The organism is Burkholderia sp. CCA53 (assembly GCF_001685525.1).
GTDB classification, from domain to species: Bacteria; Pseudomonadota; Gammaproteobacteria; order Burkholderiales; family Burkholderiaceae; genus Burkholderia; species Burkholderia multivorans.
On sequence record NZ_BDDJ01000002.1, the window covers coordinates 235,024 to 259,120 of the forward strand.

At 69.8% G+C, this 24,097-nt stretch carries 20 protein-coding genes; 9 read left to right on the forward strand and 11 right to left on the reverse strand.

What is annotated here, in order from left to right:
* Nucleotides 1–2: 2 nt before the first annotated feature.
* Both BCR55_RS17575 and BCR55_RS17580 read right to left on the reverse strand, forming a co-directional pair.
* Entirely contained in the window at nt 3–1,307 is a 1,305-nt protein-coding gene (locus tag BCR55_RS17575) for an MFS transporter (protein WP_065495163.1), read from the reverse strand.
* Between the two features lie 127 nt (nt 1,308–1,434).
* Nucleotides 1,435–3,087, reverse strand: a complete 1,653-nt coding sequence (locus tag BCR55_RS17580; RefSeq protein ID WP_065495165.1) for a GMC family oxidoreductase — start codon at nt 3,085–3,087, stop codon at nt 1,435–1,437.
* A 182-nt stretch (nt 3,088–3,269) separates the two neighbouring features.
* On the opposite strand from BCR55_RS17580, the gene BCR55_RS17585 reads away from it, so the two are divergent.
* Nucleotides 3,270–4,091 (forward strand): IclR family transcriptional regulator, encoded by an 822-nt coding sequence (locus BCR55_RS17585; protein ID WP_006403872.1) that lies wholly within the window; start codon nt 3,270–3,272, stop codon nt 4,089–4,091.
* Nucleotides 4,092–4,189: 98 nt separating this feature from the next.
* Here the strand turns inward: BCR55_RS17585 and BCR55_RS17590 are convergent, their stop codons facing one another.
* Genes BCR55_RS17590 through BCR55_RS17600 form a run of 3 tightly spaced genes read right to left on the reverse strand, consistent with a single transcriptional unit; the run spans nt 4,190 to nt 6,867 of the window.
* Entirely contained in the window at nt 4,190–5,212 is a 1,023-nt protein-coding gene (locus tag BCR55_RS17590) for a DUF2891 domain-containing protein (protein ID WP_065495169.1), read from the reverse strand.
* An 18-nt stretch (nt 5,213–5,230) separates the two neighbouring features.
* Complete coding sequence (locus BCR55_RS17595; RefSeq protein ID WP_006403874.1) at nt 5,231–6,181, reverse strand: DUF979 domain-containing protein; 951 nt, start codon at nt 6,179–6,181, stop codon at nt 5,231–5,233.
* Nucleotides 6,178–6,867, reverse strand: coding sequence for a DUF969 domain-containing protein (locus BCR55_RS17600; protein WP_006399759.1), 690 nt, complete (start codon nt 6,865–6,867; stop codon nt 6,178–6,180). The genes BCR55_RS17595 and BCR55_RS17600 overlap by 4 nt, the downstream gene beginning before the upstream one ends.
* A gap of 227 nt (nt 6,868–7,094) precedes the next feature.
* Between BCR55_RS17600 and BCR55_RS17605 the strand changes: the two genes are divergently transcribed.
* The 3 genes from BCR55_RS17605 (at nt 7,095) to BCR55_RS17615 (ending at nt 9,872) form a co-directional block, all read left to right on the forward strand.
* Entirely contained in the window at nt 7,095–7,319 is a 225-nt protein-coding gene (locus BCR55_RS17605; RefSeq protein WP_006399758.1) for a hypothetical protein, read from the forward strand.
* Between the two features lie 459 nt (nt 7,320–7,778).
* Entirely contained in the window at nt 7,779–8,783 is a 1,005-nt protein-coding gene (locus BCR55_RS17610) for a chemotaxis response regulator protein-glutamate methylesterase (RefSeq protein ID WP_006399756.1), read from the forward strand.
* A gap of 54 nt (nt 8,784–8,837) precedes the next feature.
* The gene (locus BCR55_RS17615; RefSeq protein WP_065495171.1) at nt 8,838–9,872 is read left to right on the forward strand and encodes a diguanylate cyclase; all 1,035 of its coding nucleotides are present in this window, start codon (nt 8,838–8,840) and stop codon (nt 9,870–9,872) included.
* 20 nt (nt 9,873–9,892) lie between these two features.
* Here the strand turns inward: BCR55_RS17615 and BCR55_RS17620 are convergent, their stop codons facing one another.
* Nucleotides 9,893–12,142, reverse strand: a complete 2,250-nt coding sequence (locus tag BCR55_RS17620; RefSeq protein ID WP_065495175.1) for a bifunctional diguanylate cyclase/phosphodiesterase — start codon at nt 12,140–12,142, stop codon at nt 9,893–9,895.
* 349 nt (nt 12,143–12,491) lie between these two features.
* A complete protein-coding gene (locus BCR55_RS17625) occupies nt 12,492–13,325 on the reverse strand; it encodes an oxidoreductase (protein WP_006403880.1) in 834 nt (277 codons plus the stop codon).
* A 94-nt stretch (nt 13,326–13,419) separates the two neighbouring features.
* Between BCR55_RS17625 and BCR55_RS17630 the strand changes: the two genes are divergently transcribed.
* Together BCR55_RS17630 and BCR55_RS17635 are read left to right on the forward strand one after the other, a co-directional pair.
* Entirely contained in the window at nt 13,420–14,391 is a 972-nt protein-coding gene (locus BCR55_RS17630) for an AraC family transcriptional regulator (protein ID WP_065495179.1), read from the forward strand.
* Between the two features lie 131 nt (nt 14,392–14,522).
* On the forward strand, nt 14,523–15,242 hold the full coding sequence (locus tag BCR55_RS17635) for a haloacid dehalogenase type II (protein WP_065495181.1): 720 nt from the start codon (nt 14,523–14,525) through the stop codon (nt 15,240–15,242).
* 77 nt (nt 15,243–15,319) lie between these two features.
* On the opposite strand, the gene BCR55_RS17640 is transcribed toward BCR55_RS17635, so the two are convergent.
* Nucleotides 15,320–16,282, reverse strand: coding sequence for a LysR family transcriptional regulator (locus BCR55_RS17640; RefSeq protein WP_006410197.1), 963 nt, complete (start codon nt 16,280–16,282; stop codon nt 15,320–15,322).
* 160 nt (nt 16,283–16,442) lie between these two features.
* Between BCR55_RS17640 and BCR55_RS17645 the strand changes: the two genes are divergently transcribed.
* From BCR55_RS17645 to mmsB, 3 genes are all read left to right on the forward strand, one after another.
* A complete protein-coding gene (locus tag BCR55_RS17645) occupies nt 16,443–17,762 on the forward strand; it encodes an MFS transporter (protein WP_006403883.1) in 1,320 nt (439 codons plus the stop codon).
* 109 nt (nt 17,763–17,871) lie between these two features.
* Nucleotides 17,872–19,398: a CoA-acylating methylmalonate-semialdehyde dehydrogenase gene (locus BCR55_RS17650; protein WP_059936513.1), complete on the forward strand. Its 1,527-nt coding sequence runs from the start codon at nt 17,872–17,874 to the stop codon at nt 19,396–19,398.
* A gap of 11 nt (nt 19,399–19,409) precedes the next feature.
* Nucleotides 19,410–20,300 carry a 3-hydroxyisobutyrate dehydrogenase gene (gene mmsB, locus BCR55_RS17655; protein ID WP_065495183.1) on the forward strand — a complete coding sequence of 297 codons (891 nt, stop codon included), beginning with the start codon at nt 19,410–19,412 and terminating at the stop codon, nt 20,298–20,300.
* 123 nt (nt 20,301–20,423) lie between these two features.
* Here mmsB and BCR55_RS17660 read toward each other — a convergent pair whose 3' ends face one another.
* From BCR55_RS17660 to BCR55_RS17670, 3 genes are all read right to left on the reverse strand, one after another.
* Nucleotides 20,424–20,756 carry a hypothetical protein gene (locus BCR55_RS17660; RefSeq protein ID WP_012467877.1) on the reverse strand — a complete coding sequence of 111 codons (333 nt, stop codon included), beginning with the start codon at nt 20,754–20,756 and terminating at the stop codon, nt 20,424–20,426.
* 222 nt (nt 20,757–20,978) lie between these two features.
* Nucleotides 20,979–23,477 (reverse strand): c-type cytochrome, encoded by a 2,499-nt coding sequence (locus BCR55_RS17665; RefSeq protein WP_065495184.1) that lies wholly within the window; start codon nt 23,475–23,477, stop codon nt 20,979–20,981.
* Nucleotides 23,467–23,970, reverse strand: a complete 504-nt coding sequence (locus BCR55_RS17670) for a (2Fe-2S)-binding protein (RefSeq protein ID WP_065496640.1) — start codon at nt 23,968–23,970, stop codon at nt 23,467–23,469. Before BCR55_RS17670 ends, BCR55_RS17665 begins: the two co-directional genes overlap by 11 nt.
* Nucleotides 23,971–24,097 lie beyond the last annotated feature (127 nt).

Sequence of the window (24,097 nt, forward strand, 5' to 3'; positions counted from 1 at the left end):
GATCAGGTCGCGCGCACCGCGACGCCGGCCACACCGCCGCTTTTCTCGATCGCGCGCGCGGACACGATCGACAGGAGGGCGGAGAGCATCACGTAAACCCCGACGAGCCACGGCTCGCCGCCGTTCGCACGCAGCAGCGCGGTCGCGACGATCGGCGTGATGCCGCTCGCGACGATGCCCGACACCTGATAGACGAACGAAATGCCCGTATAGCGGACGTTCGCGTCGAACAGCTCGGCAAACAGCGCGGCCTCGGGCCCGTACGCCATCGCATAGAAAATCCCGAACGGAATCACGAGCGCGAGCCACACCGCGAGCAGGTTCGTCGAATGCGCGTGCAGCAGCCAGAACGCGGGCAGCACCGACAGCCCGCAGAGCGTCGCGCCCCAGCGGTACACGCGCGCGCGGCCGAGCCGGTCGGACAGGCTGCCGAACACGGGAATGAACGCACACATCACGACCGCGGCGCTCATCACGCCGAGCAGCGCGTCGCCGCGCGAGATCGACAGATTGCGCGTCATGTAGCCGATCGAAAACACCGCGAACACGTTGAAGAACACGCCGTCGATGTAGCGCGCGCCCATGCCGAGCAGGATCGCGCGACGGTAGCCGCCGAGCAGCTCGACGACCGGCAGCTTCGTGTCGCGCCGCTGCCGTTTCAGCGCGACGAACTCGGGCGTATCGGCCACGCGCGTGCGGATGTAGAAGCCGATCGCGACGAGCAGCAGCGATGCCGCGAACGCGATGCGCCAGCCCCACGACAGGAACGCGGCGTCCGGCAGCACGCGCGACAGCGCGGCGACGACGCCGGCCGCGAGACACAGCCCGATCGCGAGCCCGATCTGCGGCAGGCTCGCATAGAGCCCGCGCCGATGCGGCGGCGCGTATTCGTACGCCATCAGCACCGCGCCGCCCCACTCGCCGCCGAGGCCGATCCCCTGCAGCACGCGCAGCGTCAGCAGCAGCGCGGGCGCCCACATGCCGATCTGCGCGTAGGTGGGCAGGAACGCGACGCCGGCCGTCGACACGCCCATGATCAGCATCGTCAGAATCAGCGCCGACTTGCGGCCGACGCGGTCGCCGAGATGACCGAACAGCAGGCCGCCGAGCGGCCGCGTGATAAAGCCGACCGCGAACGTCGCATATGCGAGCATCGTCGACACGAACGCATCGTCGGCCGGGAAATACTGCTTGTCGAACACGATGCCGGCGACGACGCCGTACAGGAAAAAGTCGTACCACTCGACCGTCGCGCCGATCACGCTGGCCGCGGCCACGCGGCGGACGACCCGGGAATCGATTGCCATGCGAGCTCCTTCAGGGTGGATGCGCCGCGACCTGCCCCGACGCCGTACCGGCGGAGGCATCCGGTGAGCGCGCGGCGGCCGTCCGGGCGCAGGAGCACGGGCCGCGCGGGCGATTCGGCGTGTCGCGCTAGGCGGCGGCTTCGGCCGCCGGCGCGACGCTGCGGCCGCGGTCGGCCTCGCGTGCGTCCTCGAGGATCATGTCGGACGCTTTTTCCGCGACCATCACGATCGGCACGTTGGTGTTGCCCGACACGAGCGTCGGCATGATCGAGCAGTCGACCACGCGCAGCCCGCGCGTGCCGTAGACGCGCAGCCGCTCGTCGACGACCGCGAGCGGATCGCTCGCGACGCCCATCTTCGCGGTGCCGGACGGATGGAAGATCGTCTGCCCGTATTCGCGGCAGAACGCGAGCAGCTCGTCGTCCGTCTGCGCCTCGGCGCCGGGCCGCACCTCGCGCTTCATCAGCGACGCCATCGGCTCGGTTGCCGCGACACGCCGCGCGAAGCGCACGCCGGCCACCGTCGTGCGGCGGTCGAGCTCGGTGTCGAGATAGTTCGGCTGGATCGACGGCGCATCGCGCGCATCGTCGGTGCGGATGCGCACGGTGCCGCGCGATTCGGGCCGCAGCTGGCACACGGAATACGTGCAGCCGGGAAACGGATGCACGCTGCCGCCCGCCGAATCGGCGGACAGCGTCGAGAAATGAAACTGAATGTCGGGCGTCGCCGATTCGGGCAGCGCGCGGCAGAACATGCCGCCCTGGTTGATGCCGACCGCGAGCGGGCCGCCGCGCATCAGCGCCCATTGCAGCCCCATCTTCGCGCGGCCGAGCCACGAATGCAGCGCGTCGTTCGTCGTGATCGGCTTCGTGACCTCGTAGATCAGACGAATCTGCAGATGATCCTGCAGGTTCTCGCCGACGCCCGCGCGATCGGCGACGATCGGAATCCCCAGCCGGTTCAGCAGCGCGGCGGGCCCGACGCCCGACACCTGCAGCAGTTGCGGCGACTGCAGCGCGCCCGCCGCCAGCACGACCTCGCGCCGCGCGTGGACGTCGCGCGTCTCGCCGTGGCGCACGTAGCGCACGCCGCGTGCCTGCGTGCCGTCGAACAGCACCTTCAGCGCCTGCGCATCGGTTTCGACGTGCAGGTTCGGCCGCCCGCGCGCGGGCTTCAGATACGCGACCGCAGTCGAGCAGCGCAGTCCGTTGCGCGTCGTCAGCTGGTAGTAGCCGACGCCTTCCTGATCGCCGGTGTTGAAGTCGTCGACGCTGCGCACGCCGAGCCGGTTCGACGCGGCAATGAATGCGTCGACGAGTTCGTGACGCTGGCGGATCGTCGACGCCCAGAGCGGGCCGCCGATGCCGCGCGTCGGCCCTTCGCCGAGCGTGTTGTGTTCGAGCCGCCGAAAGTACGGCAGGCAGTCGCGCCAGCTCCAGCCGCGGTTGCCTAGCGCGGCCCAATGGTCGTAGTCCTGCTGCTGGCCGCGCACGTAGATCAACCCGTTGATCGAGCTGCAGCCGCCGAGCGTGCGCCCGCGCGGCCAGTACAGCCGCCGGTTGTGCATGTTCGGATCGGGATCGGTATGAAAGCCCCAGTTGTAGACGGGATGGAACATCGTCTTGCCGTAACCGATCGGCACGTGGATCCACATGTAGTTGTCCGCGGGGCCGGCCTCGAGCAGGCAGACCGTATGGCGGCCGCCGTCGGACAAGCGATTGGCGAGGACGCAACCGGCCGATCCCGCGCCGACCACGACATAGTCGAAGCTGCGTGTCATTCCGTGTCTCCGTTCCGATATGAAAAATTCGGTATGTTTTGTCCAAATTTATTGAGCGCACGGAGCACCTTCAAGCCGTTTTATTGTCCGTGCGGGGAATGTGGTACAAAAACCGTTCAATTCGTTTCATTTCTCACGCAGCACAGACGCGGGACGCACGACGAACCCGACGGAGGAGACAGATGCGCGATACCGCCCCCGCGCCGCCCGATGCGGCACCCGACGACGCGCGCGTGCTGCGCGCGCTCGCCGTCCTCGAAGCGCTCGCGTCGGGCGGTCAGCCCTATACGCTGTCGCAGCTCGCCGCGCGCCTGCACATTCCGAAAGCGACGCTGCTGCGGCTGATCGAATCGCTCGAAACGCGCGGCTACGTGATCCACATGCCCGACTCGCGCGGCCACGATCGCGGCATCGCGCTCGGTCCGCGCGCCGCGCAATTCGCGCTCGCGGCGCTGTCGAACAACACGTTCACGCGCGGCTGCCGCTCGGTGCTGCGTTCGCTCGTCGACGTGCTCGGCGAGACCTGCAACCTGACCGCCCTCGACGGCGACACCGTGCTGTACGTCGAACGCGTCGAAACGACCGAACCGCTGCGGCTCGAAATGCGGCCCGGCATGCGCGTGCCGCTGCATTGCACGGCGAGCGGCAAGCTGTTTCTGTCGCAGATGAATGCGTTGGAGCGCAACGCGATGCTCGCGCGGCTCACGCTGAAGAAGATGACCTACCGGACGCTGACCGATGCGCAGCTGCTCGCGGCCGAGCTCGACCGGCTGTCGGTGCGCGGTGTCGGCATCGACAACGAGGAATTCGTGCGCGGGATGGTGGCGGTCGCGGTGCCCGTGAAGGATGCGGCGAGCGGACGCGTGCTCGCGGCGCTCGCCGTGCACGCGCCGACTGCGCGCGCGACGCTCGCCGATCTGCTCGAGACGGTGCCGAAGCTGAAGGACGCGGCGAGCCGGCTCGCGCCGTTGCTGCATGCGTCCGACGCGGCGCAGCCTGTGTAGACGGAACACGGCCGCGCATCGCACGCGCGGCGCAGCCGCGATGAAGACGCACGCATCGCGCCGCGGCGAGCCGCCGATCGCGCGGCCGCGGATGAGCCCTACGCTTCGATCGCGAGCAGCGCGAACGTCGCGAGCCAGTGCTCGCCCATGTAGTCGCCCGCGACATGCGCGAGCGCACTCGCGAGATGGCGCTCGGCTGCGTCGAGGAGCTTCGTGCGGCGCGCGTCGCCTTCCGGCAGCGCACGCGCGAGCGCGCGCTGGCACCACGCGCGGCTCAGGTTAAGTCCGTCGAGATGCGCGATCTTGCCGTCGCTGCGGTCGCTGACGGTGGCCGGTTCGAACAGCGTCGCCGGTTCGCCGCGCGCGAGGTCCGGCAGGAAGCGCGCGAACCAGCCGTCGAAGGCGTCGGGCGGCAGCACGCGCCGCATCAGTTCGGCTTCCATCAGCGCAGGCGACAGGAACTCGTCGCCCGACGGCTCCCACGCCTGGCACGCGACGTCGTTCAGGTGCCAGCGTTGCGCGGTATCGACGATCAGCGCGGCAAGTCCGTCGCGCTGCGTGTCGCGCGCGAAGTCGAGCGCGAGCGACAGCGCGAACGCGGTGTTGAAGTGCGTGCCGACGCGCAGCGGATAGGTCGCCTTCGGCAGGAACGCCTCGAAACGCGAGACGAACAGCTCGGCGAGCGGCGCCATCGTCTGCGCCCAGCGCGCGGCCTGCGGCACCGTGCCCTGACGCGCGAGCCGCTCGAGCTGACCGCACAGCGCGAGCAGCCACGCCCAGCCGTACGGCCGCTCGAAGCCGCTGTTGTGCGGCAGCGCGAGATAGGCACGCTCGCCGGCGACGTTCGCATCGGTGAAGTGCGCGTCGACGACGCCGACGATGCGCGCGGTTTCCGGCAGCGCCGGATAGCGTTCGAGCACGCGCAGCACGAGCCAGTAGCCGTGCACGCACGAATGCCAGTCGTAGCTGCCGTAGAAGATCGGATGCAGTGCGCGCGGCGGCTGCACGTCTTGCGGGCCCGCGAGCGCATGCGTGAGCTTGTTCGGATACTCGCGCGTGAGGTGCGCGAGCGCGAGCGAGGCGAATTTCGACGCGAGGTCGGGCGTGAGGCGGTCGGTCATGAGGATCTCGTCGGTGGGTCAGAAACGAAACACGAACGCATACATCAGCAGCGTGTTCACGGCGAGCAGCAGCACGGCGGTCGGCCATTGCGCCTTGATCACGCCGTTCTTGTCCTTCAGTTCGAGCAGCGCGGCCGGCACGATGTTGAAGTTCGCGGCCATCGGCGTCATCAGCGTACCGCAGAAGCCGCTCAGCATCCCGATCGCGCCGACAATCGCCGGATTGCCGTGGAACTGATGGACGATCAGCGGCAGCCCGATGCCGGCCGTCATCACCGGAAACGCCGCGAAGCCGTTGCCCATGATCATCGTGAACAGCGCCATGCCCACCGTATACGCGGCGACTACCGCGAACGGCGAATCGATCGGCACCCAGTCCTTGACGAGCCCCGACACGACGCCGCCGACGCCCGCGACCGCGAACAACGCGCCGAGCGCCGCGAGCATCTGCGGCAGGATCGCGGCCCAGCCGACTGCATTCATGGTGTGGTGCGCGTCGCGCAGCGCGTGCACCGGCGAATCGCGCAGCATCGCGAGCGCGACGACGAACGCGACGACGGTGCCGAGCACGAGCGAGATCAGCGTCACGCTCTTCGCGTCGACGAACGGCACGTGCTTCAGCGCGAACGTGCCGATCAGCGTGACGGCCGGAATCAGCAGCGCGGGCACGAACAGCCGGTTGCCGAAGCGCAGCGCGCCCGCATCGCGCCGCCTCGCCGCCGCTTCGCCGGCCGCGTCGCCCTGGCCGCGGCCGAGCTTGCCCGAGCCGGCGATCAGCGCGAGCGCGATCGCGAGGCAACCGGTCACGAAATGCGGCAGCTTCGCACCGAACAGGAACGTGACCGCGTAGATCGCCCAGAACGCGAAGTTGAAGACGCGGCGCGCGTTCGTGCGATCGGCGAGATTGAAGCAGGCGAACGCCGCGAACATCAGCCCCGCGAGCGTGTACAGCGATTCGAGGCCGATCATCGCGCGCCCTCCCGCCCGAACGCCGCGAGCCCGCGCGAGAGCCGCCGATCGAGCAGCGCGAGCCGCGTGCAATGGATCAGCAGCGCCGCGATCGCGGTCGGAATCGCCCAGACCGACAGCTGCAACGGCTCGATCGCGATGCCGTTCTGCTCGAGAAAGCCCTTGATCAGCAGGATCGACTGGATGGCGATGAAGATGTCCTCGCCGAAGAACACCGCGACGTTGTCGGCGGCCGACGCATGCGCGCGGATCTGCTGGCGCACCGACTCCGGCAGGTCGCCGTGGCGGCTGACCGCCGCCGCCTCGGCCATCGGCGCGATCAGCGGCCGCACCATCTGCGCGTGCCCGCCGAGCGACGTGAGGCCAAGCGCGGCCGTCGCCTGGCGCAGCACGAAGTACAGCATCAGCACGCGGCCCGTCGTGGCCGCATGCACGCGCGAGATCATCCGCTTCGCCTGCTCCTTCAGCCCGTTGCGCTCGAGCAGCGCGATGACCGGCAGCGTCAGCCAGATGAGCCCCATGTAGCGGTTGTCGGTGAACGCCTTGCCGAACGCGCTGACGATGTCGACAATGCCGATCCCGGCCGCGAGCCCCGTCGCGAGCCCCGCGACGGTCACCACCAGCAGCGCGTTGAAGCGCAGCGCAAATCCGATCACGACGATCGGTACTCCAATCAGCACCAGCATGACGCCTCCTTCGTTGAATGCGCGGCGCCAGGAGCCGCCGCGTTCCCGGTTTCGACCGGGTTCGGAGCGCGCAATCTATCACGCGAATTTATCGATAAAAAGTCGATGATTTGTGGATTCGGGTAAATATTGAACGGGCGGCGATCGCAGCGCGCTGCGCCGCGCATGGCGCCGTGTGCGGCCGCGACCTACACTGAAAGGCACCGGCAACGTTCGGGAGAGCCGCCATGATTGACGTTTTCCAGACCATCGGCAGCCGCGCGTTCTCCGCTCATCTGGCGAAGGACGGCATGGTGACGCTGATGGAACAGCGCCACGAAGTCGACCGCGTGACGCTCGCCACCGCCTATGCCGCGCTCGTCGAGGCGTCCGAGCAGGAGGCCGACCTGCGCGACGCGACGGTCGAAGGCATGATGCGCGCGCTGATCCAGGGGTACGCGCGCAGCCACTGAACCGCGGCCGCCGCCGTCGGTGTTCGATGCGGCGGCAATGCGCATTCATCGGGCATGCCCGTCGCTCGACCGCCGCCCGCCGCCGGTCGCTCACTGCCCGCTTCGCCCGGCGCGGCTTCGACATGGCTTCGACATGGCCCGCTCCGACGCCGCAGGCGGCGCGGCGCGGCCCGTCGCACGCCCTGCGAACACGGCATCCCGCCGCTTGCGGCGCCCCCGGGCTCCGCTGCCGCACGGCCGCCGACATGCGCGCTCGGTGCGCGAACGCACTGACAAACGCATCGCTCACCCATTTTTCGATTGCCGCGAATCGCGCCGCATGACAGCATGCGGGGCGATGCGAACCGAAAACAATCCGCGCCGCCCGGCCATCGAAGCCGGCGCGGCGCATGCGAACAGGCCCCCATCGATGAAACCGGCCCAACTTCACGATAACGACCCGACCGGAGAGTCCCGCTTGTGAACATCGGCATCGTCAACGACCTGCCGCTCGCGGTCGAGGCACTGCGCCGCGTGCTCGCGCGGCGCCCCGAGCACCGCGTGCTGTGGGTCGCGACCGACGGCGCGCAGGCCGTCGAGCTCTGCGCCGCGCAGCCGCCCGACATCGTGCTGATGGATCTGATCATGCCGAAGTTCGACGGGATCGAGGCGACGCGGCGCATCATGCGTTCCGCGCGGCCGTGCGCGATCCTGATCGTCACGAGCAGCATCGGCGCGAACACCTGGCGCGTGTACGAGGCGATGGGCGCCGGCGCGCTCGACGCCGTCGATACGCCGCAGCTGCGCGAAGGCGCGGCCGGCGACACCGCCGATCTGCTGCTCGCGAAGATCGACCAGATCGGCCGTCTGCTCGATGCGCCGGGCGGCGTGCGCGCCGGCTGCGCGACGCATCGCGCGCACGGCGGCCCGCTCGTCGCGATCGGCGCGTCGGCCGGCGGCCCGGGCGCGCTCGCGTCGATTCTCGGCAGCCTGCCCGCGGACTTCGATGCGCCGATCGTGATCGTCCAGCACGTCGATCGCGCGTTCGCCGAAGGCATGGCGCAGTGGCTCGACGGTCAGACGCCGCTCACCGTGCGCGTCGCGCGCGAAGGCGATCGCCCCCAGCCGGGCGTCGCGCTGCTCGCCGCGACGGACGATCATCTGCGGATGACGCGCGCCGGCACGCTCGCGTACACGCGCGAACCGGCCGCGACGCCGTACCGGCCGTCGGTCGACGTGTTCTTCAACAGCCTGACCGAACACTGGTCCGGCAACGTGATCGGCGTGCTGCTGACGGGCATGGGCCGCGACGGCGCGATCGGGCTCAAGGCGCTGCGGATGAAGGGCTACCATACGATCGCCCAGGACGAAGCGACCAGCGCCGTCTACGGGATGCCGAAGGCGGCCGCGACGCTCGGCGCCGCGCGCGCGATCCTGCCGCTCGAGCGCATCGCGGGCGAACTCGCGACGCTCGTGCGCATCTGAACCTGCCGCGCCCCACCGACGCCCTTCCCGCCATGACAGACCCACGCATCGACCATGACTAGCGACCCGACGCGCCTGCCGCCCGTTCACGCGCCGTACCCGCCCGCCGATGCACCGGCGATGGTGCTGCTGGTCGACGATCAGACGATCGTCGCGGAAGCCGTGCGACGCGCGCTCATCGACGAGGCCGGCATCGACTTCCACTACTGCGCGCGCTCCGACGACGCGATGGCCGCCGCGATCGACACGCGCCCGACCGTGATCCTGCAGGACCTCGTGATGCCCGGCACCGACGGGCTGACGCTCGTGCACGCGTATCGTGCGAATCCCGCGACGCGCGACGTGCCGATCATCGTGCTGTCGACGCAGGAAGAGCCGACGATCAAGCGCGCCGCGTTCGCGGCCGGCGCGAACGACTATCTCGTGAAGCTGCCCGACCGCATCGAACTCGTCGCGCGCATCCGCTACCACTCGCGGTCGTACATGAACCTGCTGCAGCGCGACGATGCCTACCGCGCACTGCGGCAATCGCAGCAGCAGCTCCTCGAAGCCAATCTCGAACTGCGGCGTCTCATGCATTCGGACGGTCTGACCGGGCTGTCGAACCGCCGCTATCTCGACGAATACCTGGCCGCCGAGTGGCGGCGCGGCACGCGCGAGCGCGCGGAGCTGTCGCTGCTGATGATCGACGTCGACCACTTCAAGCTGTACAACGACACGTACGGCCACGTCTCGGGCGACCACGTACTGCGGCAGGTCGCGACGACCATCGCGCAGTGCCTGCGGCCGTCCGGCGATCTCGCCGCGCGTTTCGGCGGCGAGGAATTCGCGGTCGTGATGCCCGGCACGTCGGCGGGTGCCGCACGACTGCTCGGCGAGAAGATCCGGCTCGCGGTCGACGCGCTGCGGCTCGAGCACGGGCAGTCGACGGCCGGCCACGTGACGGTCAGCATCGGCGGCGCGAGTATCGTGCCCGCGCCCGGCCTGCCGACGACGGCGCTGATCGAGGCCGCCGACCGCGCGCTCTATCGCGCGAAGCGCGACGGCCGCAACCGCGTCGAGGTCGACCCGCCGCCGCCCGCGCGCTGACTGCGCACGGCGCGCGATCGTCACACCAGCGCGAAACGCCGTGCGTAGTCGACGGGATCGAGCGGCCGGCTGAACAGGTAGCCCTGCTGCATGTCGCAGCCGATCTGCTGCAGAAACCACGACTGCGCCTCGGTCTCGACGCCTTCGGCCGTCACCTTCATCCCGAGCGAATGCGCCATCGCGACGACCGCCTGCGTGATCGCGACCGCATCGCGATGATCGGGCACGCCCGACACGAACGAACGGTCGACCTTCAGGTTGTGGAGAGGAAAGCGCTTCAGATAGGCGAGCGAGGAATAGCCGGTGCCGAAATCGTCGACCGAGATCCGCACGTTCATCTCGGTCAGCGCCTCGAGCATCGGCAGCACCGTCGCGGTGTCGTTCATCAGTACGCCTTCGGTGATCTCGAGTTCGAGCGCGCCGGGATCGAGCCGCGTCTGCGCAAGGCAGCGGTTCACCGATTCGACGAGCCCGTCGTGGAACTGGCGCGGCGACAGATTGACCGCGAGCATCAGGTCCGGCGCAATCGTGCGGCGCCATTCCGCCGCCTGCCGGCACGCGGTTTCGAGCACCCACTGGCCGATCGCGACGATCAACCCCGTATCCTCGGCGACGGGAATGAACTCGGCCGGCGACATCGGCCCGAGGTCGGGGCTCGTCCAGCGCAGCAGCGCCTCGGCGCCGACCGTGCGACCGGTGCGCGCGTCGACGACGGGCTGATACGCGAGCCGCAGCGCGTTCGACGCGAGCGCACGCCGCAACGACTGCTCGATCGCGAAACGGCGCTGCAGCCGCAGGTTCAGCTGCGCGGTGAAGAACGTGAAGTGATTGCGTCCGCGCTGCTTCGCGTCGTACATCGCCGAATCGGCGTTGCGCATCAGCGTCGCCGCATCGTCGCCGTCGCGCGGCGCGATGCTGATGCCGATCGACACGCCGAGCCAGTATTCGTTGTTCGCGACCTCGAACGGCTTCGCGATCGCATCGATCACTTCGCGCGCGAGCGCCGCGAGCGCCTCGGGATCGTCGCAGTCGTCGACGAGGATCACGAACTCGTCGCCGCCGACGCGCGTCAGGGCATGCCGGCCGCGCATGCACGCCGCGAGCCGCGCCGCGACGCTGCGCAGCAGCGCATCGCCGGCGTCGTGGCCGGCCGTGTCGTTGACCTTCTTGAAGCCGACCAGATCGAGAAACAGGATCGCGACGCGCGCCCGGCCGCCCGCCGGATCGCGGCCGCCGAACAGCTCGCGCATGCGGTCGGACAGCCAGCGGCGGTTGTACAGGCCCGTCAGCGCGTCGCGCGTCGCGAGGTAGCGCAGCTGCTGCTGCGCTTCGCGCACGGGGCCGATGTCGTGGAACGACACGAGCACCGACGCGGCCTGCGTGTCGCCCGGCTTCACGATCGGCACCGCGTTGCCGCGCACCCAGATCACGTCGCCGTCCGCGAGGCCGAAGCCGACCGTGTAGTCGAGCACGGGCGTCCCGCTCGTCAGCGCGCGCCGGCTCGGCCAGCGGTCGGGCGCGATCGGCGTGCCGTCCTCGGACAGCTTGCGCAGGATCACCGTCGACATCCGGCGCCCGACGAGTTCGCCCTTCGCGCGCAGCATCCGGTTCGCGCTCGGATTGCTCGCGATCACGACGCCGTCGCGCGACACGACGAGAATCCCTTCGTTGAGGCTGTTGACGACGAGCCGGTGATGTTCCTCGCTGCGCGCGAGCTGCTGCGCGATGCGGTCCTGATGCACGGCGAGCCCGACGCTGTTGCTGATGTCGAGCAGCAACGCGGTTTCCTCGCGGCTCGGCCGGCGCGATGTGCGGTAGTAGACGGCGAACGCGCCGAGCACGACGCCCGTGTCGTCCTCGAACGGCACCGACCAGCATGCGCGCAGCCCGAGCGGCAGCGCGATCGACCGGTATGCGTCCCACAGCGGATCGGTCTCGATGTCCTCGACGGCGATCATCCGGCGCGTGTACATCGCGGTGCCGCACGAGCCGGCCGCGGGCCCGATCGCCGCGCCGTCGATCGCGGCGCTGTACGGCGCGGGCAGCGACGGTGCGGCGCCGACCCGCACGTGCACGCCGTCCTCGTCGAGCAGCAGGATCGAGCATGCCGCGCCTTTCCCCAGCAGCGCCTCCGCACGCCGGCAAACCTCGGCGAGCAATTCCGGCAGCGGCGTATTGCGCGTGATCAGCTTCAGCACGCTTTGTTCGGACGCGAGCACTTCCGCCGCGAGGCCGAGGCTGTAGCGCGCACTGTGCGGTTCGGTATTCAAGATGAATCCTGCCGTCCGTTCGACCGGGCCGACACCCCGATTCGATTTCGATCTTTCGTACCGCTTTCGCCCCGGACTCACACCGCGCGCCGGAGCGCCCCGTTTTCGCGCGCCGCATCGGGCGCGCCGCCCACCGTTCACACGAATCCATTTAACACCAATCCGTGACGGCCGGCGTATCGATCGGCATCGGGAGTTACGCGTGGGTGCGGTGCAGCATGCGGCGCGCGAATCGCGCGTCGCGCAGGTATTCATTCGATGCATCGCGCGCCGTCATGCGAGCGGCGACGGACGGCCCGGCCGTGCATACGCACAGCGGTGTGCGCGGCCGGGCCTGCTGTGTGCGCGCTCAACCGTCGGTCGAGACGGTCAGCGCCTCCCACGCGCGGATTTCGTCCTGCCAGGCCGACAGCCGCTGCGTGACGAGGCCGAGCGCATCGCTGCCGAGCAGCAGATGGGCGGGCGGCTGCTCGGCGGCGATCACTGCGAGGATCGCGCGCGCGGCCTTGTGCGGATCGCCCGGCTGCTTGCCGCTGCGCGCGACGCGCGCCGCGCGGACCGGATCGAACAGCCCGTCGTAGTCCGCGATCGAGCGCGGCGTGCGCACCATCGAGCGCCCGGCCCAGTCGGTACGGAACGAGCCGGGCGCGACGGCCGTCACGGCGATGCCGAGCGGCGCGACCTCCTGGCGCAGCGCGTCCGAAATGCCTTCGAGCGCGAACTTGCTGCCGCAGTAATAGCTCAGCCCCGGCATCGTGATGTGCCCGCCCATCGACGTGATGTTGACGATATGGCCGCGCCGCCGCATGCGCATGAACGGCAGCACGGCCTTCATCATCGCGACCGCGCCGAACACGTTCACGTCGAACTGCCGGCGCAGTTCCGACAGCGGCGACTCCTCCATCACGCCTTCGTGTCCGTAGCCCGCGTTGTTGACGAGCACGTCGATCGCACCGACCGTGCGCTCGATGTCGGCGACGACGCCGTCGATCGCGTCGAAGTCCGTCACGTCGAGCACGCGCGCGATCGCGCGCTGCGCGTCCAGCGCTTCGAAATCGCGCGCGGCCTGCTCGCTGCGCACGGTGCCGACGACCGTATGCCCCGCTTCCAGCGCCGCTTGCGCGAGTGCGCGGCCGAAGCCGCTGCTGACGCCCGTGATGAGCAGAAGCTTGTTCGATGCCATTGCAGTCTCTCCCGAAAATCGATTGGAGCCTGCATACTAGTGTCGATCGCGAAGCCGATTAACGCGAATTCCGCTGTTTTTCTTGCCTAAAACTATGAACGCAATGCAAGCTGACCGGCGATCCGGCGAACGCTCGCCGGATCGCCGGAACCGGATCGTCGCGCTGTCCGCCGCGCTCGCGCCGCGCGAAGGCTACAACCTGACCGCGCTGCCGAGCGTGCGCATCCTGCGCTCGGACCGCGCGCTCGCGCGCACGCCGGTGCTGTACGACCCGGGCATCGTGATCGTCTGCCAGGGCCGCAAGCGCGGCTACTTCGGCGACGCGCTCTACCTCTACGACGAGCGTCACTATCTGGCCGTCTCGGTGCCCGTGCCGTTCAGCATGGAAACCGACGCGACGCCGGCGCGGCCGCTGCTCGCGCTGTATCTGCATCTCGATTTCGCGATGGCGGCCGAGCTGGCCGCGCAGATCGACCGCGCCGGCGGCACGCCGCCCGTGCATGCGCCGCGCAGCATGATGTCGACGCCGATGGACGACGCGATGCACACATCGGTGCTGCGCCTGCTCGATGCACTGACGCGGCCGCTCGAGGCGGCCGTGCTCGGTCCGGGCCTGCTGCGCGAACTCTACTTTCGCGTGCTGACCGGCGCGCAGGGCCCGTCGATGCGCGCGGCGCTCGCGATGCGCGGCCAGTTCGGCCGGATCGGCCGCGCGCTGCGCGCGATCCATGCCGGCTACGCGCAGCCGCTCGACGTCGCGCAGCTCGCGCGCGAAGCCGGCATGAGCGTGCCGAGCTTCCACAGTCACTTCAAGGCCGTCACGCAGGTGTCGCCGATGCAGTACGTGAAGTCGACGCGGCTGCATCAGGCGCGGCTGCTGATGGTGCGACAGGGGCTGACGGCGGAAGCGGCGAGCCACGCGGTCGGCTACGCGAGCCCGTCGCAGTTCAGCCGCGAGTTCAAGCGGCTGTTCGGCGCGACGCCCGCGTCCGAAACGAAGCGCATGCGCGAAAGCTTCGCGTTGCCGCCCGCGTTCGCCGATGCCGAGTACGTGTCGTCGCACTGACGCCCGCGAGCGACCGCGGCTGCGATACGCGCCGCGCGCCGGCATGGTCTAATGCCGATGCAAGCGGCCGCGACCGTCCGTGCCCGACGCGCTGCGGCCCGCTCCGATCCCCCGCCCGCACAGGACCGCATATGAACCGTACCGAGATCAAGGCGCTCGTGTTCGATGTGTTCGGCACGATCGTCGACTGGAGAACCACCGTCGCACGCGAAGCCGGCGTCTTTCTGCAGCGTTACGCGCCGACGCTCGACGCGTTCGAGTTCGCCGACGCATGGCGGCGCGAATACGTGCCGTCGATGGAGGAAATCCGCAGCGGACGCCGTTCGTACGTGCGGCTCGACATCCTGCATCGCGAGAATCTCGTGCGCATCATCGAGCGCTACGGGATCGCCGGCGTGCCGGATGCGGCGATCGACGCGCTGAATCTCGCATGGCACCGCCTCGACCCGTGGCCCGATTCGGTCGACGCACTGACGCGGCTCAAGCAGCGCTTCATCATCGCGCCGCTGTCGAACGGCAACATCCGGCTGATGGTCGACATCGCCAAGCATGCGGGGCTGCCGTGGGACGCGATCCTCGGCGCCGAAGTCGCGCGCGCGTACAAGCCCGCGCCGAAGGTCTACAACGAAGCGGTCGAGATTCTCGGCGTCGCGCCGGCCGAGATCTGCATGGTGGCCGCGCACAACAACGATCTCGCGGCCGCGCGCCGCGTCGGCCTGTCGACCGCGTTCGTGCGGCGCCCGACCGAATACGGGCCCGGCCAGCAAATGGATCTGCAGCCGGAAGACGCGTGGGATTTCGTCGTCGACGATCTGCACGCGCTGGCGCGGCAGTTGGGCTGCGGCGACTGAGCGGCGCGCGGACGCGTGGTGCTCGATGTGCGAGGCCCGTCGCCGCGCGCGGGCTACGACAGGCTACGCGCCCGCCCTCAACCGCCCGGCTCCCCGACGAACCGCAACTCGCTCGACTCACCCGACAGCAACGCACGATTCGCGTCCGCCGCCGCGCGCAGATAGTCCCACAGCGCGGTCACGCGCCGCAGCTTGCGCAAGTCCTCGCGGCAGGTCAGCCAGAAGCAGCGCGTGACGACGACCTGATCCGGCAGCACCGGCACGAGCGCCGGCTGCGCGGCCGCGATGAAGCACGGCAGGATCGCGAGCCCGCCGCCGTGCAGCGCCGCGAAGGACTGCGCGATCACGCTCGTCGTTCTGAGTCCGGCCGTCGCGCCCGGCACCGCGCGCTCGAGATACAGCAGTTCGCTGCTGAACGCGAGATCGTCGACATAGCTGATGAAGGTATGCCGCGCGAGATCGTCGGTGCCGGCGATCGGCGGATGGGTCGCCAGATAGTCGCGCGTCGCATAGAGCCGCAACTGATAGTCGCAAAGCTTCGTGCAGACGTAAGGGCCGCGCTCCGGCCGCTCGAGCGTGACGGCGAGATCGGCCTCGCGCTTCGTGAGGCTGACGAAATGCGGCACCGGCAGCAGATCGACCGTCACGCGCGGATGCGCGGCGCGAAACCGCGCGAGCTGCGGCGCGAGAAAGAAGCAGCCGAACCCTTCGGTCGATCCGATCCGCACGTGGCCGGACAACGCCTCGCCCGTATGCGCGACCTGGTCGCACGCGGACTGCACGGTCGTCTCCATCGCGTCCGCATAGGCGACGAGCCGCTGCCCTTCGGCCGTCAGCGTGAAGCCCTCCGCGCGCGACTTGTCGAACAGCAGCGTGCCGAGCGACGCCTCCAGTGCGCGGATGCGCCGTGCGACGGTCGTGTAGTCGACGCCGAGCCGCTTCGCGGCACCGCTCGCCCGCTGCGTGCGCGCCACTTCGAGAAAGAAGCGCAGGTCGTCCCAGTTCAGCTTGCCGGCAACCGGCTCGGTCGGATGTCGCATCGGCGGGATCGAATGAGAAGTGTCTCCGGGCCGGCCGCGATATGCATTCATGCACATCCAACCGGTTTCTTTGTCGGTACATCGCGAATCTGCGCATAACTATACTCGACAGTGACCGGCGGACCATGAGCCGCCGGCACACACCAAATATGGAGACACCATGCAGACGCGATCCACGCTCGACGAGCATGCAACCGCCGCGCTGCCGGCCCCCGCGCGCACCGCGCGGCATCATCTGCTGGCCGGCTGGGCCAGCATGGCCGGCACGACGATCGAGTGGTACGACTTCTTCCTGTACGGCACCGCCGCCGCGCTCGTATTCAACCGCATCTTCTTTCCGTCGCTCGACCCGGTCGTCGGTACGCTCGCCGCGTTCGGCACGTTCGCGGTCGGCTTCATCGGGCGGCCGATGGGCGGCATCGTGTTCGGCCACTTCGGCGACCGCATCGGCCGCAAGTCGATGCTGATGATCACGCTGCTGCTGATGGGCGTGCCGAGCATGATCATCGGGCTGATCCCGTCGTACGACCGCATCGGCTACTGGGCCGCCGCGCTGCTGATCGCGATGCGCTTCCTGCAGGGAATGGCGGTCGGCGGCGAATGGGGCGGCGCGGTGCTGATGGCCGTCGAGCATGCGCCGAAGGGCCGCAAGGGGTTGTTCGGCAGCCTGCCGCAGACGGGCGTCGGGCTCGGCCTGATCCTCTCGTCGCTCGCGATGGCCGCGGTCGCCGCGCTGCCGGAAGCCGACATGCTGTCGTGGGGCTGGCGCGTGCCGTTCCTCGCGAGCATCGCGCTGGTCGGCCTCGGCTGGTTCATCCGCGCGAAGGTGCCGGAATCGCCGGACTTCGAGAAGATGCAGCGCCAGGGCAAGGCCGAGAAGTCGCCGGTGACGGCCGCGCTGCGCCGCCATCCGCGTGAAGTGCTGACGATCGTCGGCGCGCGTGCGGCCGAGAACACGTGGTTCTACATGGTCGTCACGTTCGCGCTGTCGTATGCGACGCAGCAGCTCCATCTACCGAAGGCCGAGATGCTGCACGCGATCACGGCCGGCGCGCTGCTGTCGCTCGTCACGATGCCGCTGTGCGGCCATCTGAGCGACCTGATCGGCCAGCGCCGGATGTTCGCGATCGGGCTCGTGCTGATGTGCGTGTTCGCCGCACCGTTCTTCATGATGCTCGGCACGCAGCAGACCTCGCTCGCGTGGTGGGCGATCGTGCTGGGCCTCGGCGTCGTGTTTCCGATTCTGTACGCACCCGAATCGCTGCTGTTCGCGCAGCAGTTCCCCGCCGAAATCCGCTACAGCGGCATCTCGCTGTCGGTCCAGCTCGCGGGCGTGATCGGCGGCGGCTTCGCGCCGATGATCGCGACCTCGCTGCTCAAGGCCGGCGGCGGTCAGCCGCACTACGTCATCGCGTATCTCGTCGGCTTCGGCGTGTTCGCGCTCGTGTGCACGGCGCTGATGCGTCCCGCGCGCCACTGACACGCCGGCCGCGCCGGCTTCCCTCCACGTTCCGCGTCCGCGCGCCACGCTGCGCGCGGCGGACGCGGCCGCCCTGTTTCTTCATCACCCCGTTCTTCCGGAGACTTCCATGAACGCCGCAGTTCCCCAGACCGCCCTCGCGTTGCCCACCGCCAAGCTGCTGATCGACGGCTCGTTCGTCGATTCGCGCAGCACCGAATGGGGCGACATCGTGAACCCCGCCACGCAGCAGGCGATCGGCCGCGTGCCGTACGCGACGCTCGACGAGATCGATGCGGCCATCGCCGCCGCGCAGCGCGCGTTCCACACCTGGAAGACGACACCGATCGGCACGCGCGTGCGGATCATGCTGAAGTTTCAGGATCTCGTGCGCCGCCATCTCGAACGCATCGCGCAGACGCTGACCGCCGAACAGGGCAAGACGCTGCCCGACGCGCAGGGCGACATTTTCCGTGGCCTCGAAGTGATCGAGCATGCCTGTTCGATCGGCACGCTGCAGCTCGGCGAATTCGCGGAGAACGTCGCGGGCGGCGTCGATACGTACACGCTGCGTCAGCCGATCGGCGTCTGCGCGGGCATCACGCCGTTCAACTTCCCTGCGATGATTCCGCTCTGGATGTTCCCGATGGCGATCGTCTGCGGCAACACGTTCGTGCTGAAGCCGTCCGAGCAGGATCCGCTGTCGACGATGCAGCTCGTCGAGCTCGCGCTCGAGGCCGGCGTGCCGCCGGGCGTGCTGAACGTCGTGCATGGCGGCAAGACCGCGGTCGATCGTCTCTGCACGCATCCGGACGTGAAGGCGATTTCGTTCGTCGGCTCGACGCGCGTCGGCACGCACGTCTACCACCTCGGCAGTCAGCACGGCAAGCGCGTGCAATCGATGATGGGCGCGAAGAACCACGCGGTCGTGCTGCCCGATGCGCATCGCGAGCAGACGATCAACGCGCTCGTCGGCGCGGGCTTCGGCGCGGCCGGCCAGCGCTGCATGGCGACGTCGGTCGTCGTGCTGGTCGGCGCGGCGCGCGACTGGCTGCCCGAGCTCGTCGAGAAGGCGAAGGCGCTGAAGGTCAACGCGGGACACGAGCCCGGCACCGACGTCGGGCCGGTCGTATCGAAGGCCGCCCATGCGCGCATCGCCGCGCTGATCGACGAAGGCGTGAAGGCCGGCGCGACACTCGAACTCGACGGGCGCGGCGTGAAGGTGCCCGGCTACGAGCACGGCAACTTCATCGGGCCGACGATCTTCTCGGGCGTGACGACCGACATGTCGATCTATACGGAAGAGATCTTCGGGCCCGTCGTCGTCGTGCTCGAAGCCGACACGCTCGACGACGCGATCGCGCTCGTCAACGCGAACCCGTTCGGCAACGGCGTCGGGCTGTTCACGCAGAGCGGCGCGGCCGCACGCAAGTTCCAGAGCGAGATCGACATCGGGCAGGTCGGCATCAACATCCCGATTCCGGTGCCGGTGCCCTACTTCAGCTTCACCGGTTCGCGCGGCTCGAAGCTCGGCGATCTCGGCCCGTACGGCAAGCAGGTCGTGCAGTTCTACACGCAGACGAAGACCGTCACCGCACGCTGGTTCGACGACGAGGCGACGGCCGGCGGCGTCAATACGACGATCGCGCTGCGCTGACCGGAGGCCGCATGGACATCGCATTCATCGGGCTCGGCAACATGGGCGGCCCCATGGCCGCCAATCTGCTGCGCGCCGGGCACGCGCTGACGGTATTCGACCTCGACGCGCACGCGGTCGACGCCGCGGTGCGCGCGGGCGCGACGGCGGCACGCTCGCCGCGCGAGGCCGCCGCGCGCGCGACGGTCGTGATCACGATGCTGCCGGCCGCCGCGCACGTACGCGGCGTCTACGAGGGCGAGAACGGCGTGCTGGCCGGTGCGCGCGGCGGCGCGTGGCTGATCGACTGCAGCACGATCGACCCCGACACCGTGCGCACGCTCGCCGACGCGGCCGCGCAGCGCGACTGCCGGCTCGCCGACGCGCCGGTGTCGGGCGGCACCGGCGGCGCGCAGGCCGGCACGCTGACGTTCATGGTCGGCGCGGAGCCGGCGCTGTTCGAGCAGATCCGTCCGGTGCTGCTCGCGATGGGCAAGCATGTCGTCCATTGCGGCGGCACCGGCACCGGCCAGATCGCGAAGCTCTGCAACAACCTGCTGCTCGGGATTTCGATGATGGGCGTGTCGGAGGCGATGGCGCTCGGCGTCGCGCTCGGCATCGATCCGTCCGTGCTCGCGGGCATCATCAACACGTCGACCGGACGCTGCTGGAGCTCGGACACGTATAACCCGTATCCGGGCGTCCGCGATGCCGCGCCGTCGTCGCGCGGCTACACGGGCGGTTTCGCGACGAACCTGATGCTGAAGGATCTCGGGCTCGCGACCGACGCCGCGCGGCACGCACGGCAGCCGGTATGGATGGGCGCGCTCGCGCAACAGCTCTATCAGTCGATGAGCCAGCAAGGGCTCGGGGCGCTCGACTTCTCGGCGTGCGTGAAGCTGTACGCGCCGCCGGGCCCGTGACAGACGACCGGCGTGTGTCGACCCGCGATGCGCATGCGCGGCATCGCGGGTCGGTCGGAATCGGGGAAAAGCCCTTCGTGTGCGGCGCGCCGCATTAGCCGCGGGCGGCCGGCGCGCGGCCGCTCAGCCGCGCGGGTTCGACGCCGTTTCGAAGGTCGGGTGGCACTCGAACGACAGCTCGGAGCGCGCATCGACGCGGCGGCCGCCGGTCAGCGACTCCTGTTTCATGCTCGCGCGCATGCCGCGCTGCTCGCAGTAGTTCGTCGCTTCGCTGACGGCCTTCGCATGCGCGTCGGCCCACGACGTCGACACGCCGAGCGTGCGCGTCGTCACGGTGAAGACATTCGGGTTCGACGTGGCGGCAACGTCGGAGGCGGTCGAACACGCGGCGAGCACACTGGCGGCGGCCGCGACGGTCAACCCGCGCAGGATTCGAAAAGAGGCAGGACTGGACATGGGGAAAGGGCAAGCGCGCGTCGCTTCGACGGCATTCGGCAACATGGGCGACAGTATGCCTGCTCGATCGCCCGAGATCATGCCCTTTTCCGTGAACACATTGTTTCGAATGGTTAAACGATCGCGCTTCACGCCGCAATATTTACGCTTCGTCGCGCATCGCCCGTCATTTTTCCCGACCGACCGCACGTGCCCAGCGCCGGCCTGCGAGCCATCGCGCCGTCAGTGCACGGCTTCGCGACGGATCCGTGCGGACGCCTTCTCGAGATCGCGCCATGCCGGTTGTCCCGGCGCATAGCGCGCGCGGATGAACGCGGCGAGCTCGGCCATCTGCCGATCGTCGAACGCATCGCGAAAGCCCGGCATGTAGCCGAGCGCGTCGGTGGCCGGCCGGTCGATCCCGTGATGGAGCACGCGCAGCAGGTTGTCGGGCGTCGTCTGGCTCACGCTCGTGTTCAGGCCCATCAGCGGACGCACGCCGAAATGGCCGACGCCGCCCGATTCGGCGTGGCACACCGCGCATGCGGCGTCGAACGCGCGGCGGCCGTTTTCGAGGCCGAGCGTCGCGACCGCTTCCGCGCCGCGCGCGTGACGGGCCGCCGCGTCGGCAGCCGTCGCGGCATCGACGGGCGGCGACAGTGAGGCGATGTAATGCGCGATCGCGCGCACGTCGGCTTCGGGCAGCGCGGCGAGCCCCGCGACGACCGGCGCCATCGGCCCGGCCGCGACGCCGTGCTGCGCGGAAAACCCGGTGCGCAGATAGTCGAACAGCGCGGCCTCGGTCCACGGCACCGGCGCGGCGCGCGATGCGACGAGCGGCGGCGCGATCCAGCCTTCCGCTTCGCCGCCGGACAGATAGGCGAACCCGCCCTTTTCCGCGCCGAGCGCGTTGCGCGGCGTGTGGCACGCGCCGCAATGCCCGGCGCCGTCGACGAGATAGCGGCCGCGATTCCACAGCGCCGAGCGCGCGGGGTCCGGCGCGAACGGACGCGCGTCGTGGAACAGCCAGTTCCAGCCCGCGACGAGCCGGCGCCGGTCGAGTGGAAACCGCAGCTTCGTCTTCGGCGGCACGTGCTGCACCGGCGGCTGCGACATCAGATACGCATAGAGCGCGAGCATGTCGGGCTCGCTCAGTTTGGCGAAGGCGGTGTACGGGAACGCGGGATACAGGTGCGTGCCGTCGCGCGAGATGCCGTCGCGCATCGCGCGCGCGAAGGCCGGATACGACCACGCGCCGATGCCCGTGTCGCGGTCCGGCGTGATGTTCGTCGTATAGATCGTGCCGAACGGCGTGTCGAGCGCAAGGCCGCCCGCATTCGTCGCGCCGCCCGGCGCCGTGTGGCATACCGCGCAATCGCCGGCGATCGCGATCTGGCGCCCGCGTTCGAGCGTCGCGGCGCTCCACATCGCGCCGTCCGCGCCGCCCGGTGCGATCGGCGCGATCGGTGCCGGCCCCGGCAAGATCGCGCAGGCAAGCCCGACCAGCCCGCCGACCACGCCGCCGATGCCGCCGCCCGCGAGCCATCGGCGCCAGCGCGAGGAGGCACGCGGCGCGCGGCCCGCCGCGGTGTCGCGTTCGGGCCGGCTGGCTTCGCCGGTCGCGTCCGCGACGTCTGCCTGCGACGGCCGCGCAAGTGCCGCGCGTATCCGCATCGGATCGAACGGCGGCGCGCGAAACCGCACACCCGTCGCGTCGTACAGCGCATTCGCGATCGCTGCCGCTGCCGGTGCGACCGCATGCTCGATCCGGCGTGCATCGTCGGGCGACGCTGCGCGGCGCGCGCGGGCTTGGTCCGCGTCGGCCGCGATCAGTTCGTGCGCGAGTGCCGAGTCGCGTGCGCCGGCCTCGGCTTCGTCGTGCGCCGCGCGCGCGATCAGCGGCGCGCCCATCACGCGCGAGATCGCCGCCTCGATCTGCCACGCGGGCAAGCCGGAGAGCGCCGCCCGGCCCGGCTCGCCGCTGCCCTGCCCGGCCACGACTCGGCGCACGGCGACATCGCCGGTCGCGCGGTCGACGTCGAGATCCACGACCCATGCGGACCAGCTCGCGTCGCCGGTGTGCGCGACGGCGTGCGCTTGGGCGCGAGCCGCCGGCTCGTCGGCGGGCGCGAGCGCAGCAGTCGGCGCGTTCACCGTCGCGCCATCGAACGCGAAGCCGCGACCGGTCAGGCGCGTCGGCGCGTCGCGATCGTGCGCGGTCTGCGCACCCCAGGCCGCACGTTCGCTGACCATCCGGATGACCTCGCGCGGCCCCGCATCCGCCGACGCATCGAGATGCTGCAAGCGCAGCGCGACCGGATCGCGACGCAACGTGCCCGCGAGTTCGTCGACGAACGACTCGCGCGCGAATACGTGCGCATGACGCGGAATCGCGTCGGCGTCCGCCATGTCGATCGCCGTGTGCGCGTGCCGGTACGCGAACGGCACCGGCGTCGGCGCGGCACGCGACGATGCGCCGGACGACGCGACGCGTCCGGCGTCGTCGCCATCGCCCGCCGTCGCGGCGAGCCGCGCACGGTAGCGCCAGGCGGTCATCCGCCCATCGGGCGCGGTCTGCGTTTCGATGTCGAGCGACGCGGCATCGCGCGCGTCGCCGGCCGGCCAGCCGTAGCGCGCACGATGCGAGCGCAGGCCTGCATCGTCGGCGGCCGGCGCATCGCGCGATTCGAGCGCGTCCTGCGCGGCGCGCGTGTGTGCCGGCAGGTTCGGATCACGCTGCATCGTCGCCCCGCAGATAGCGCGCCGCGCGATGCACCGCGCGAACGATCTCCAGATGCGTACCGCAGCGGCACAGATTGAAGCGCAGCGCCTCGCGGATCGCCGTGTCGTCCGGCGACGGGTTGCGGTCGAGCAGCGCCTTCGTGCTCATGATCATTCCGTTCAGGCAATAGCCGCATTGCGCGGCCTGCTCGTCGATGAACGCGCGCTGGACCGGATGCGGCGCATCGCGCGAGCCGAGCCCTTCGAGCGTCGTCACGTCGCGCCCCGAGGCGGCCGCTGCCGGCAGCACGCACGCACGTGCCGGCTGCCCATCGATCAGCACCGTGCACGCGCCGCACTGACCGAGCCCGCACCCGTATTTCGGGCCGTTCAGCGCGCAGTCGTTGCGCAGGACCAGCAGCAGCGGCGTATCGGGGGCGGCGGCGTCGAGGCGGTGCGGTACGCCGTTGACGCGAAACGCGAGCGGCCGCGGCGCGGAAGCGGAATGGGACATGGGCAGATCCGGATACGGGTGCGGGCGAACGTCAGCCGACGGCAGGCACGGCCGGCGGCCGGCGCAGACCGGCGCGCGGCGGCGCCGATCGCCGAGGCGCGCGACATCGACGTATAACACGCCGAAA